This is a genomic window from Nonomuraea sp. NEAU-A123, assembly GCF_018603905.1.
Taxonomy (GTDB): Bacteria; Actinomycetota; Actinomycetes; order Streptosporangiales; family Streptosporangiaceae; genus Nonomuraea.
The window spans coordinates 401,853-414,852 of the sequence record NZ_JAHFZZ010000002.1; the positions used below are offsets into that span (position 1 = coordinate 401,853).

Genomic DNA, 13,000 nt, shown 5'->3' on the forward strand with positions numbered 1-13,000 from the left:
CCATCACAAGATCGAGCCCGGCCGATACGCCGCCGCCTCCGGATAGGCCGCCACGACCTCGCCCACCGCCTGCGACACCGCCTCCACCTGGTCGGCCGCCGCCCCGGTGAACGACACCCGATCGCCCAGCAGCGCCTCCAGGCCCGCCCGATCCACCGGGAATCGCTCATCGGCCGCCAGCCGCTCCAGCAGTTCGTTGGCCGCGCCCCGCGAACGCATCGCCAGCGCCGCCGCCACCGCGTGCTCCTTGATCAGCTCGTGCGCCTGCTCACGGCCCACCCCCGCGCGTACCGCCGCCATCAGCATCTTCGTCGTCGCCAGGAACGGCAGATACCGATCCAGCTCCGCCGAGATCACCGCCGGGAACGCCCCGAACTCATCCAGGACCGTCAACATCGTCTCCACCAGCCCGTCGAAGGCGAAGAACGCATCCGGCAGCGCCACCCGGCGCACCACCGAACACGACACATCACCCTCGTTCCACTGATCGCCCGCCAGCTCGCCCACCATCGAGGCGTAACCCCGCAACACCACCGTCAGACCGTTCACCCGCTCACACGAGCGGGTGTTCATCTTGTGCGGCATCGCCGACGAACCGACCTGCCCCTCCTTGAACCCCTCGGTCACCAGCTCATGCCCGGCCATCAACCGGATCGTCTTGGCCAGCGACGACGGCGCGGCCGCCAACTGCACCAAAGCCGTCACCACCTCGAAATCCAGCGACCGCGGATAGACCTGCCCCACACTGGTGAACCGCCGCTCGAACCCCAGATGCGCGGCCACCCGCCCCTCCAGCTCCGCCAGCTTGCCGCGGTCACCGTCCAGCAGGTCCAGCATGTCCTGAGCCGTGCCCACCGGCCCCTTGATACCGCGCAGCGGATAACGGGCGATCAGCTCCTCCAGACGGCGGAAGGCCACCAGCAGCTCATCGGCCGCCGACGCGAACCGCTTACCCAGCGTCGTGGCCTGCGCCGCGACATTGTGCGAACGGCCCGCCATCACCGTCGCCTCATGCTCCTCGGCCAGACTCGCCAGCCGGGCCAGCAACGCCACCACCCGATCGCGCACCAGCAGCAGGCTGTCACGCACCTGCAACTGCTCGACGTTCTCCGTCAGATCGCGCGAGGTCATGCCCTTGTGCACCTGCTCGTGCCCGGCCAGCGCGTTGAACTCCTCGATGCGCGCCTTCACATCGTGACGCGTCACCCGCTCGCGCGCCGCGATCGACGCCAGATCGACCTGCTCGACCACCTTGTCGTAGTCGGCCAGCGCATCCTCGGGAACCGCGACCCCCAGCTCCGCCTGCGCCCGCAACACCGCCAGCCACAGCCGCCGCTCGGCGACCACCTTGTACTCGGGAGACCACAACCGGGCCAGCTCCGCAGAGGCATAACGGGCGGCCAGGACGTCAGGGATACGCGGCTTGGAAGTCACGTCGCACAAGTCTATTCACACAGCTCCGCCCGCACGGCACCAGGCCGCACGGGCGGAGCAACCCCCCTGACCCTACGAGGTCGGGGCCAGCACCTTCGGCTCCGGCTTCGGCTCGGCCGGCTTGCGGCGCAGCCGCTCCTTCGTCCGCTCCACCACGGTGTAGAGCGTCGGCACCAGAACCAGCGTCAGCAGCGTCGAGGTCACCAGACCACCGATGACCACGATCGCCAGCGGCTGGGAGATGAACCCGCCCGACCCCGTCACACCCAGCGCCATCGGCGTCAGCGCGCAGATCGTGGCCACCGCGGTCATCAGGATCGGCCGCAACCTGCGCCGGCCACCCTCGATCACCGCCTCCACGATCCCCATCCCCTGAGCGCGATACTGGTTGATCAGGTCGATCAGCACGATCGCGTTCGTCACCACGATCCCGATCAGCATCAGCATGCCGATCAGCGCCGGCACGCCCATCGCCGTGTCCGTCGCCACCAGCAACCCCACCGCGCCCGTCGCCGCGAACGGAATCGACACCAGCAAGATCAGCGGCTGCACGAAACTCCGGAACGTCGCCACCATGATCATGAACACGATCGCGATCGCCGCCAGCATCGCCATCCCCAGATCCGCGAACGCCTCCTGCTGATCCGCCGACGCGCCACCGATCTCATACGAGGCACCCGCCGACAGCGTCACCCCGTCCAGCTTCGTCGTCAGCGCCTGCGTCACACTGCCCAGATCCGAGCCCGTCGCCTTTGCCGACACCGTCGCCGAACGCTCACCGTCGATCCGCGTCACCTGCGTCGGCCCGGCCACCCGCTCCACATCGGCCACCGACGACAGCTTCACCAGACCCGAAGCCGTCACCAGCTTCAGACCCTCGATCGCCTTGACGTCCTCGGGCACATCACCCACACGCAGCACCAGATCACTGGCCCGCCCATCGAGCGTGACCTGACCCAGCGGCGCGCCGCGGAAGGCCTGCGCCACCGACTGACCGATCTGCGCCTCCGACAACCCCTTGGCGGCCGCCTTCTCCTTGTCCACCCGCACCTCGACGCGCGGCGCGCTGGCCTCCAGGTTCGAGGCCACATCGCGCAGCCCCGGCACCTGGCCCATCGCCGTCTTGACCGCGTCCGCCGCCGTGCGCAGCGTCTCGGCGTCGGCCGCCTGCACGACCACGTCGATGGAGTCGGAGGAGAACCCGCCGCCGCCGGAACCGCCGACCGTCACCTCGCCGATCCCCGACACACCGGCCAGCTTGTCGCGCAGCGCCTGCTCCACCACCGGCGTCTCGACGCCGTCCTTCAACGTCAGCGAGTACGACGCCCGATCCGCGCCACCGCCCGCGCCACCGCGCATCGCGTTGCCGCCACCCACGTTCACCTGGTACGTCTCCACGCCGTCCAGGCCGGCCAGGACGTCCTCCACCTTCTTGGCCGCCGCGTCCGTCGTGGCCAGGTCGGTGCCCACCGGCATCTTCTGCGACACCGAGATGGTGTTCTGGCCAGAGGAGTCCAGGAAGTTCGTCTGCAACTGGCCCGCCAGCCCCAGCGTGCCGACGAACACCGCCAGCCCGATCAGCACCGTCACCAGCTTGAAGCGCGTCGCGAACCGCAACACCGGCAGATAGGCGCGCTGCAACGGGCTGCGCAGCTCCTTGGCCTCGGCCTCCTCGCGCTGGGCCCGCGCCTGCTCCGGCGTCAGCGCCGGCGCCTTCAAGAACCAGTACGCCAGCACCGGCACCACCGTCAGCGACACCACCAGCGAGGCCAGCAACGCCACCGCCACCGTGACCGCGAACGGGCCGAACAGCTCACCCACCATGCCGCCGACCACCGCGATCGGCGCGAACACCGCCACCGTCGTCAGCGTCGAGGCCGTCACCGCGCCCGACACCTCGCGAACCCCCGACAAGATCGCCGTCAGCTTCGCCTCGCCGTAGCCGAGATGGCGTTTGATGTTCTCCAGCACCACGATCGAGTCGTCCACCACCCGGCCGACCGCGATCGTCAGCGCGCCGAGCGTCAGCATGTTCAGCGAATAGTCGCCCGCCCACAACGCGATCAGCGCGATGACCACCGACAGCGGGATCGACACCGCCGTCACCAGCGTGGAGCGCACCGACAGCAGGAACACCAAGATGACCAGCACCGCGAACACCAGGCCCAGCAGGCCCTCGGTGGTCAGGTTCTCGATCGACTCCTGCACGTAGGGGGCCTGGTCGAAGACCACCTCGACGGCCGTCTCCGAAGAGTCGCCCAGCGCCCTGCCCAGCTCGGGCAGCTTCTCGCGGATCGCGTTCGAGATCGACACCGCGTTGCCGTCGGGCGACATCGTCACCGACACGCCCAGGCTGGTCCTGCCGTCGGTACGGGTGATCGTCGTCGGATCGGCCAGGCCGCGGGTGATCTCCGCGACGTCACCCAGTTTGACCGGCTTGAGCGCCTTCGGCTTCACGAGCGTGGCCGGCTGCGCCGGGCCGCCCTGCGGCTGTCCGCCCGGACGCCCCTGCTGGGGCTGCGCCTGCGGCTGGGCCGCAGCGGCCTGCGGCTGGGCCGGGGTCAGGTACAGGTCCTTCAGCTTGTCGATCGAATCGACCCGCTCGCCCACCTGGACCGTCAGCGACGAGGAGCCGGAGTTGAGGGTGCCCGCCGGGATCGGCGTCCCGTTGGCCTTCAGCACCTCGGGGATCTGCGCCGCCGACACGCCCGCCAGCGCCATCTTCTTCAGGTCCGGCTTGATCGTGACGACCTCGTCACGCGTGCCCGTGACCGTCGCCTCCCGCACGCCCTCCACGGCCTGCAGCTCCGGCACCATGATGCGGCGCAGCTTGTCGGCCATCGCCCGCTCGTCGCCGCCGTCGCCCACGGCCAGCACCAGCACCGGGATGTCGTCGGTGTTACCCGCGATCACCTGCGGCTCCACACCGGACGGCAACTGCGGCTGCACCCGGCTGACCGCCTGCTGCATCTTGTTGATCGACGCCTCGATGTCGGTGCCGAACGCGAAGGCCACCTGGACCTGCGTCATTCCCTCCTTCGACGTCGAGGTCATCTGCTCCATGCCGGGAATGCCCTGGAAAGAGTCCTCCAGCGGCTTGGTCACCTGGTCTTCCACGATCTCCGGCGAAGCACCGGGATACGACGCGATGACGAACGCGCCCGGGAACGACAGTGACGGCAACAACTGCTGCTTGAGCTGCGGAATCGTGAACGCGCCGAACGCGCTGAGCACGAGCGCCAGCAAGATCACTAAACTGCGGTTGGCAAGACTCAACCGGGCGAACGCGGTCATGGAGGTCCCTTCAGAGTTCGCTCCAGACTAACACTTCGCCTTTTACGAATATTTAGCCTGCCTTGGCGTTCCTGATAACATTCTCAGGAAGCGAGAGGTGAGTGTGGACGACGAACGCGAAGACCTGATCCGCCGGATCACCGAAACCCAGCGCGACCTCGGGCGGACCTTCGCCCAGACCCCATCGCCCTTATTCACCTCCAACCTCACCATGCGCCAACTCAAAGTCGTCATGGTGCTGTCCCTCAACGGCTCCACCTCCGGCCAGGAGCTCGCCCAGAGCCTCGGCGTCGGGCTCGGCACCGTGACCGGCATCGTCGACCGGCTGGTCGGCCATGGCCTGGTGAGCCGGCGCGAAGACCCGCACGACCGCCGCGTCCGCCGCGTCGAGCTGACGGAGGCGGGCACCAAGCTCATGGCCGAGATCAACGACGCCGGCCTGGACCACTACCGCGCCATCATGCGCCACCTCGACACCGAGACTCTGCACGCCCTGCTGCGGGTGACCACGCGCATCCGCGAAGTCGCCGACCAGCTCTACCCATGACCACCCGCCTGCGACTGCCTGATAGATGAGGATTTATTCGATTGTATGTTTGGGTTTTTGACCCGTCCAGGCGCCTTTACAAAGTAGATTTCTTGGCGAGCCGGGACAGGACCTCCGGCAGGCCGTTCTCGTGGGTGACCGTCAAGCGGCGGGTCGCCCTGGTCACGGCCACGTACAGGTCCTGGCCGCCCATCGGGGACTGGGTCAGGATGGCCTCCGGGTCCACCACGATGACGGCGTCGAACTCCAGCCCCTTGCACTGGGTCACCGTCAGGACCACCACCGGGGCTTCCAGATCGTCGTGGCCGGGGAACAACGCCGCTATCTCCGCGTGGCGGGCATCCGGGATCAGCAGGGCCAGGCGGCCCTCGCCGATCTCCCGCAGCTCCTCGGCCACCAGGGCGGGCAGGCCGCTGATGCCCGTACGGACCGCGCGGGGCTCGGCCTCCCCGTCCCTGACCGACTCCGGCAGGCTCTGGGACGGGTCCACCGCCCGCAGGACGTCGCCCGCCACCCGCATGATCTCCGCCGGGGTCCGGTAGTTGACCAGCAGCCGCTCTTCGCGCCAGCGGCCCCGCAGGTAGGGATCGAGGACCTCGCCCCAGGAACGCGCGCCGGCCGCCGAACCCGTCTGGGCGATGTCGCCCACCACCGTCAGCGAGCGGGCCGGCACCCTGCGCATGACCGTCCGCCACGCCATCGCCGACAACTCCTGGGCCTCGTCCACGATCACATGGCCGTAGGCCCACTGGCGGTCGGCCGCGGCCCGCTCTGCGGTGCTCAGCTCGGCACCGGCATCAGCATGACGGTCGGCCAGCACGTCAGCCCGGTCGAAGATGCCCTCCTCCAGCAGGCCCGTCGTCTCCAGGACCTCCTGGGCGTAACGCTCCTGCTCCTCCCATTCGCTCTCGGCCTCCCGGGAGGCCGATCGGCTCGCCGAATCGTCCTCACCCAGGAGTTCGGCCGCCTCATCCAGCAGCGGTACGTCGCCGACCGTCCACGGCGAACCCTCCGGCCGCACCAGCGCCTGCCAGTCCAGGCCCGGAGGCGCCACCTGCCACAACGTCTCCGGCGAAGCCAGCAACTCGCCGACCAAGCGCTGCGGCGTCAGCTCCGGCCACAACTCCTCCACCGCCTGCCGTACCGGATCCTCCGACCACAGCCGCGCCGAGGCCAGCGCGAGGTCGACCTCGTCCAGATCGCGCTCCAGCTCGAGCGGCTCGGCCAGCTCCGGATCCTCGAACTCCATCTCCGCCAGCTTCAACGCCTCCTCCACCGCCCGCGCCTCGGCCAGCGCCAGCTCCTTCAGCAACTCCGTGACGAACAGCTTGCGCGCCATGTTGTGCGGCAGCCGCACCGCACGCGCCCGCTCCCGCAGCGCCGCGCACACCGCGCGCGGCACCCGCAGCAGCCGGCCGTCCAGCCACACCTCCAGATCGCCCGCGGGCAGCCGCTGCCGCTCGCGCACCGCCGCCGCCACCACCTCGGCCATCCTCAGGTCGCCCTTGACCACCGCCGCCTGCGGCCCGTCGGCCGCCACCGCCCGCACGCCGGGGAACAACTCCCCCACCGTCGACATCACCACCTGCGTCTCGCCCAGTGCCGGCAACACCTGGCCGATGTAGCGCAGGAACATCGGATTGGGCCCCACCACCAGCACACCCCGCCGCTCCAGGGTGGCGCGGTGGGTGTAGAGGAGGTAGGCGGCGCGGTGCAGTGCCGCGACCGTCTTGCCGGTGCCGGGGCCGCCCTGCACCACCAGCGCCCCCTGCAGCGCGGCGCGGATCACCCGGTCCTGCTCGGTCTGGATGGTGGCCACCACGTCGCCCATCCGGCCCGTACGCCCCCGGCGCAGCGCCGCCAGCAGCGCCGCCTCACCGACCAGCGTGCGCCGATCGCCCTCGCTCATCCGCTCCAGATCGAACACCTCGTCATCCAGGCCCACCACCAGGCGGTCCTTGGTGTGCAGGTGCCGGCGGCGCAGCAGGCCGCCGGGATCGCTGGCCGTGGCCACGTAGAACGGGCGGGCCGCCGGAGCGCGCCAGTCGATCAGGACCGACTCGTGATCGTCATCACGCAGCCCGATCCGGCCGATGTAGGTGCGTCGGCCGCCGGCTTCGTCGATGCGGCCGAAGCACAGCCCGCGCTCGACCCCGTCCAGCTGCGTCAGCCGCCGCGCCTGCTCCGAGGCCCGCACCTCACGCTCGACCATGGCCTGGCGGGTGCCCAGCGCACCGCCCCGGCCGTACACCTCACGCAGCACCTCCCGCGCCCGCTCACGCGCCGCGTCGAGTCTGCCGTAGAGCATGGATACAGTCCCCTGCTCCGTGTCAAGGGCTTCCGCAAGAGCATCTTGACGATTAGCCATTCCCTGGTATACTCCTAACGGGAGGCGTGTACATACCTCTTGGTTTGAGTGCCAAGTAAGCGAGAATAGCGCTCTTTCCGCCGTCCCCGCAAGCGCCTACGCGCGACCAACTGCTGAGGGTTTTCTGGAGAATTCCCGGACGTAGACGCGAAAAGTCTCAACCATCGTTCAACGGCAGGACGACCTGCCGCAGGGTGGCGAGCGCGTCGGCGAGCAGGGGGTTGCCGTTGGCTTCCCGGTGCAGCGCGACAACCGTACGGTGCGCTGCCGGCAGCCTCACAGGTGTGGCGACGACGCGGTCGTCGGGCACGTGACCCAGGGCGGGAACGACCGCCACCCCCAGCCTGGCGGCCACCAGATGCCGCACCACGTCGTAGTTGTTGCTGCGGAAGGTGACCACGGGCACGAATCCGGCCGCCGCGCAGAGCCGGGCCAGCGACAGGGCGCCTCCGGTCCCCTCGCGGCTGGTGATCCAGCGCTCCCCCGCCAATTCGGACAGCTCCGCGCCCGGGCCATGGTCTCGAGGACGCAGCAGCAGCAGATCCTCACGCAGCAGATGGTGGGCGGCCAGCCCGTCGGGCCACGACTGCGGAGTGAGCCCGTACTCGTAGACCAGCGCCAGATCCAGCGCCCCGTCGATCACCCGGGGGATCAGCTCCTCGGGCTCGCCCTCCTCCAGAAGGATCTCCGCCCGGGGGTATCGGCGGGTGAACGCCGACAAGGTCGGCGGCACCAGCCGCACGCTGGCCGTGGGGAAGCTGCCCAGCCGCAGCCGGCCGGTGGTGCCGGTGGCCAGTTCGCGCACCTCGTAGCCGAAGTCCTCCAACGTGGCCAGCACCCGCTGGCTCAGCTCCACCAGGCGATGGGCCGCGGCGGTGGCGCGCACGCCGCGCGCCTCGCGCTCGAACAGCACCAGCCCGGTGTCCTTCTCCAGCGCCGCGATCTGCTGGGAGACGGCCGAAGCCGTGTAGCCGAGCTCACGTGCCGCGAGCGCGAACGATCCAGTCCGGCACACCTCTCGCAAGGTGACCAGAAGCAGGGGCTTGACCATGCCGACTCCCAGCCGCCGGTGGAGCACCATAAGCAGTGCTTGGGCTTTGGCCGGAAATCTATCGGTCTCCTGGGGCTTGGATTCACCCGGGATCGCCTCCATCGTGGACAAAGCCATCCGGACCTGGAGGAGATAACGCATGGTCATGGTCTCTCAAGGGCGGCTGCGCGCCTCGTTCGCGCGGCGTCTGTCGGAGATGTACGGGCAGGAGGTGCCCGCCTACCGGACGCTGGTGGAGGTCTCCCGGGAGGTCAACGACAGCGTGCTCCAGCGGGCGGGAGCCGGCGCCGAGCGGCTCGGTTCCATCGACCGCGTCAGCGCCGAACGGCACGGCGCCATCCGGGTCGGCACCCCGGCCGAGCTTCAGCAGGTCGCCCGGATCTTCGGGGCGCTGGGCATGCGCCCGGTCGGGTTCTACGACCTGCGTGAGGCCGCCTCCAGCGCCGTGCCCGTGGTCTCGACGGCCTTTCGTCCCGTCGCGGACGACGAGCTGGCCCGCAACCCCTTCCGCGTCTTCACCTCGATGCTCACCCCGGCCGATCCCCGCTTCTTCGACCCGGACCTGCGCCAACGGCTGGAGAGGTTCCTGGCCGCGCGGCAACTGTTCCCGCCCGAGCTGCTGGAGCTGGCCGATCGGGCCGAACGGGAGCGCGAACTGCCGCAGGAGCAGGCCGGACGCTTCCTCGCCCTGGCCGTCGACGCGTTCGCGCTGGCCGAGGAGCCGATCGACAGGGCCTGGTACGAGACCCTGGAACGGGTCTCGGCGGTCGCCGCCGACATCGGCGGCGTGACCAGCACCCACATCAACCACCTGACGCCGCGCGTGCTCGACATCGACGAGCTGTACCGGCGAATGACCGAGCGCGGCATCACCATGATCGACACGATCCAGGGGCCGCCGCGCTGGTCCGGGCCGGACGTCCTGCTGCGCCAGACCTCCTTCCGTGCCCTGGCCGAGCCGCGCGCCTTGCGCCAGCCCGACGGCGCCATCACCACGGGATCGCTGCGGGTGCGCTTCGGCGAGGTGGAGGCGCGCGGGATCGCGCTCACCCGCGCCGGCCGGGAACGCTACGACGACCTGCAGGCACGCGCCGACGCCGAACCGGCCGAGCACCACGGCACAGACCACGAGCCGGTCCGCGGCGCGGACGGCGCCAATAGCCGTGCCCGGGCCATCCGGTCGATCTGGGAGCGGGAGTTCCCCGCGACCGAACGGGATCTGGCGCTCGGCCGTCTGGGATTCTTCACCTATCAGCCGGTGCCGGACCGCGTCCGTGACGGGCGACCCCCCGCCACCGGCCTGGCCGACCTGCTCGACCGCGGCTGGGTACGCGCCGAGCCCATCGTGTACGAGGACTTCCTGCCCCGCTCGGCGGCCGGGATCTTCCAGTCCAACCTCAGCGGGCAGGGCGTCAAGAACGACAGCCACACCGCCGCCGGCTACGACGCCGACTGGCTGTCCGGCGCCATCGGACGTGAGGTGCTGGACCCGTTCGCCCTGTACGAGACCCAGCAGCAGCAGTCCCTGCAAGGCGCCGCCCACGCGCTCGGCCTGCCCGAGATCACCTGAAATCCCAGACGGAGAACCTTCATGATCCTTCCCACCACCGAAGCCCTGCGGCGACGCGCGCTCGACATCCTGACCCGCCTGGAGGTCACCCTCGAGCCGGGCGACGACCTGCACGCCCGTACGCCGATCACCGGCGAGCACCTGTTCGGCCTCAAGGCCGCGACCCCCGCCGAGGCCGACGAGGCGATCGGGGCGGCGCACGAGGCGTTCCTGTCGTGGCGCACCGTGCCCGCCCCCCGCCGCGGCGAAGTGGTCCGCAGACTCGGGGAGCTCCTGCGCGAGCACAAGAACGACCTGGCCGACCTGGTCACCATCGAAGCGGGCAAGATCCGCTCGGAGGCGCTCGGCGAGGTCCAGGAGATGATCGACATCTGCGAGTTCGCGGTCGGCCTGTCGCGCCAGCTCTACGGGCGCACCATCGCCTCCGAACGGCCGGGCCACCGCCTGTCGGAGACCTGGCACCCGCTGGGCGTGGTCGGCGTGATCTCCGCGTTCAACTTCCCGGCGGCCGTGTGGGCGTGGAACACCGCCGTGGCCCTGGTCTGCGGCGACACCGTGGTCTGGAAGCCGTCCGAGCTGACCCCCCTGACCTCGCTGGCCTGCGACCGGCTGCTGGCCACGGCGAGCGGGCAGAGCGGCGCTCCCCGCGACGTGCACCGGCTGCTGCTCGGCGAGCGCGCCATCGGGGAGCGGCTGGCCGACGACCGGCGGGTGGCGCTGGTCAGCGCCACCGGTTCGGTCCGCATGGGGCGCGAGGTCGGGCCGCGGGTCGCGGCCCGCTTCGGCCGTTCGCTGCTGGAGCTGGGCGGTAACAACGCGGCCGTGGTCACCGCCTCGGCCGACCTCGACCTGGCCGCGCCCGCCATCGTGTTCGCCGCGGCCGGGACCGCCGGGCAGCGCTGCACCACCCTGCGCCGGCTCATCGCGCACACCGACATCGCCGACACGCTGATCGACCGGCTCACCACCGCCTACGGCAAGCTGCCCATCGGCGACCCGTTCGACGACTCCACGCTGGTCGGGCCGCTCATCTCCGTTCAGGCACACGAGGCGATGCGTCAGGCGCTGAGCGTCGCGCGGTCCGAGGGCGGCAAGGTCCTGGCCGGCGGCGGGCGGCGGCTCGCCGAGGCGGCCCCCGCCGCCTGTTACGCCGAGCCGGCGATCGTCCGGATCGACGGGCAGAGCGGCATCGTCCGGCAGGAGACCTTCGCGCCGATCCTGTACGTGCAGACCTACCGGACGCTGGAGGAGGCCATCGCCCTGAACAACGACGTCCCCCAGGGATTGTCCTCCGCCATCTTCACCCGGGACCTGCGCGAGGCCGAGCGTTTCCAGGCCGCCGACGGCTCCGACTGCGGCATCGTCAACGTCAACATCGGCACCTCCGGCGCGGAGATCGGCGGCGCCTTCGGCGGCGAGAAGGAGACCGGCGGCGGGCGCGAGTCCGGCTCGGACTCCTGGCGCGCCTACATGCGGCGCACGACCAGCACCGTCAACTACTCCGACCGGCTGACCCTCGCCCAGAACGTGAGCTTCCTGTGACGCCCGCGCCACCGGGCTCACGGCGGCCCGCCGGATTGCCTATTTGACCAAACGATCGATAGACTAATGCGCATGGTGGAGCTTGCGGCAGGATCGGATCGTCGTGTGCGTACCGTGCTCGGCGATGTCGAACCCGCGGCACTCGGCCACACACAACCGCACGAACACGTCCTGTGCGATATGTCGGCGATCATCCAGCCCTGGGGTCTGCAGCCGGTGGCCGGTGACGACAGCGCGCCACGGGGACCGGTCGGCCGGGAGCTGCCCGCGTCCGTACGCGCCCGCGTCGCCGAGCCCGTACGCCTGGACACCTACGACTGGATCCGGCGCACGGTCGTGAACCTCGACAACCTGCGGCTGCTGTCGGAGCAGGACGCGGCCGAGGAGCTGGCCCTCTACCGCGCGGCCGGGGGCGGTGCCGTGGTGGACTCCACGCCGGTGGGGCTGGGCCGTGACCCGCTCGGGCTGGCGCGTGTCTCGCGCGTCAGCGGGGTGCACATTGTGATGGGCAGCGGCTACTACTGCCGCGACTACCATCCGGCCGGGCTGGCCGAAGCGTCCGTGGAGGCCATCAGCGCGGAGATCGTCGCCGACGTACGCGACGGCGTGGGCGACACCGGCGTCCGCGCCGGGCTCATCGGCGAGATCGGCCTGAGCTGGCCGGTGCACCCCACCGAGGAGAAGGTGCTGCGCGCCGCCTGCCGCGCGCAGGTCTCCACCGGGGCGCCGCTGCAGATCCATCCCGGCCGCCACCGCGAGGCGCCGCTGCGGGCCATGCGCACGATCCTCGACGCCGGCGGCGACCCGGCCCGCGTGATCATGTCCCACCTCGACCGTACGCTGTGGACGGCCGACGACCTGCTGGAGCTCGCGGGCACGGGCTGCTACCTGGAGCTCGACCTGTTCGGCCAGGAGTCCAGCTACTACGCCTTCAACCCCGACGCGCGCCGCCCCAACGACCGTACCCGCGTCGAATGGCTCCAGCGGGTGATCGAGGCCGGCTACGGCGAGCGCCTGCTGATAGCGCAGGACATCTGCCAGAAGGTCTACCTGCGCCGCTACGGCGGCCCCGGATACAGCCACATCCTCGACAGCGCCATCCCCCTGATGCGCCGCATGGGGATGAGCCAGACCGAGATCATCACGGTGACGGTCACCAACCCCGCGACCGTCCTGGCTATGGGATAGTCGGCG

The 13,000-nt window shown here is 70.3% G+C and carries 8 protein-coding genes; 4 read left to right on the forward strand and 4 right to left on the reverse strand.

From position 1 onward, the window contains the following. Positions 1-3: 3 nt before the first annotated feature. Positions 4-1,434 carry an adenylosuccinate lyase gene (gene purB, locus KLK06_RS06020; protein WP_214634290.1) on the reverse strand — a complete coding sequence of 477 codons (1,431 nt, stop codon included), beginning with the start codon at positions 1,432-1,434 and terminating at the stop codon, positions 4-6. A 72-nt stretch (positions 1,435-1,506) separates the two neighbouring features. Further along, a complete protein-coding gene (locus KLK06_RS06025; protein WP_214634291.1) occupies positions 1,507-4,728 on the reverse strand; it encodes an efflux RND transporter permease subunit in 3,222 nt (1,073 codons plus the stop codon). A gap of 97 nt (positions 4,729-4,825) precedes the next feature. Between KLK06_RS06025 and KLK06_RS06030 the strand changes: the two genes are divergently transcribed. Further along, positions 4,826-5,275 (forward strand): MarR family winged helix-turn-helix transcriptional regulator, encoded by a 450-nt coding sequence (locus KLK06_RS06030; protein ID WP_214634292.1) that lies wholly within the window; start codon positions 4,826-4,828, stop codon positions 5,273-5,275. 76 nt (positions 5,276-5,351) lie between these two features. On the opposite strand, the gene KLK06_RS06035 is transcribed toward KLK06_RS06030, so the two are convergent. Continuing rightward, positions 5,352-7,583, reverse strand: coding sequence for an ATP-binding domain-containing protein (locus KLK06_RS06035; RefSeq protein WP_250904942.1), 2,232 nt, complete (start codon positions 7,581-7,583; stop codon positions 5,352-5,354). A 217-nt stretch (positions 7,584-7,800) separates the two neighbouring features. Next, entirely contained in the window at positions 7,801-8,694 is an 894-nt protein-coding gene (locus tag KLK06_RS06040; protein ID WP_214634294.1) for a LysR family transcriptional regulator, read from the reverse strand. Positions 8,695-8,833: 139 nt separating this feature from the next. Here KLK06_RS06040 and KLK06_RS06045 point away from each other — a divergent pair, with 139 nt between their 5' ends. The 3 genes from KLK06_RS06045 (at position 8,834) to KLK06_RS06055 (ending at position 12,994) form a co-directional block, all read left to right on the forward strand. Beyond that, on the forward strand, positions 8,834-10,264 hold the full coding sequence (locus KLK06_RS06045; protein ID WP_250904943.1) for a 2-oxoadipate dioxygenase/decarboxylase family protein: 1,431 nt from the start codon (positions 8,834-8,836) through the stop codon (positions 10,262-10,264). A 21-nt stretch (positions 10,265-10,285) separates the two neighbouring features. Next, positions 10,286-11,806: an aldehyde dehydrogenase family protein gene (locus KLK06_RS06050; RefSeq protein WP_214634295.1), complete on the forward strand. Its 1,521-nt coding sequence runs from the start codon at positions 10,286-10,288 to the stop codon at positions 11,804-11,806. A 72-nt stretch (positions 11,807-11,878) separates the two neighbouring features. Beyond that, positions 11,879-12,994, forward strand: a complete 1,116-nt coding sequence (locus KLK06_RS06055) for a phosphotriesterase (protein ID WP_214634296.1) — start codon at positions 11,879-11,881, stop codon at positions 12,992-12,994. Positions 12,995-13,000: the final 6 nt, after the last annotated feature.

Bases quoted from the DNA above. Each gene is read 5' to 3' on its own strand.
- KLK06_RS06025 (WP_214634291.1), bottom strand. From the start codon at position 4,728: ATGACCGCGTTCGCCCGGTTGAGTCTTGCCAACCGCAGTTTAGTGATC.
- KLK06_RS06035 (WP_250904942.1), bottom strand. From the start codon at position 7,583: ATGCTCTACGGCAGACTCGACGCGGCGCGTGAGCGGGCGCGGGAGGTG.
- KLK06_RS06040 (WP_214634294.1), bottom strand. From the start codon at position 8,694: ATGGTCAAGCCCCTGCTTCTGGTCACCTTGCGAGAGGTGTGCCGGACT.
- KLK06_RS06045 (WP_250904943.1), top strand. From the start codon at position 8,834: ATGGTCATGGTCTCTCAAGGGCGGCTGCGCGCCTCGTTCGCGCGGCGT.
- KLK06_RS06050 (WP_214634295.1), top strand. From the start codon at position 10,286: ATGATCCTTCCCACCACCGAAGCCCTGCGGCGACGCGCGCTCGACATC.
- KLK06_RS06055 (WP_214634296.1), top strand. From the start codon at position 11,879: ATGGTGGAGCTTGCGGCAGGATCGGATCGTCGTGTGCGTACCGTGCTC.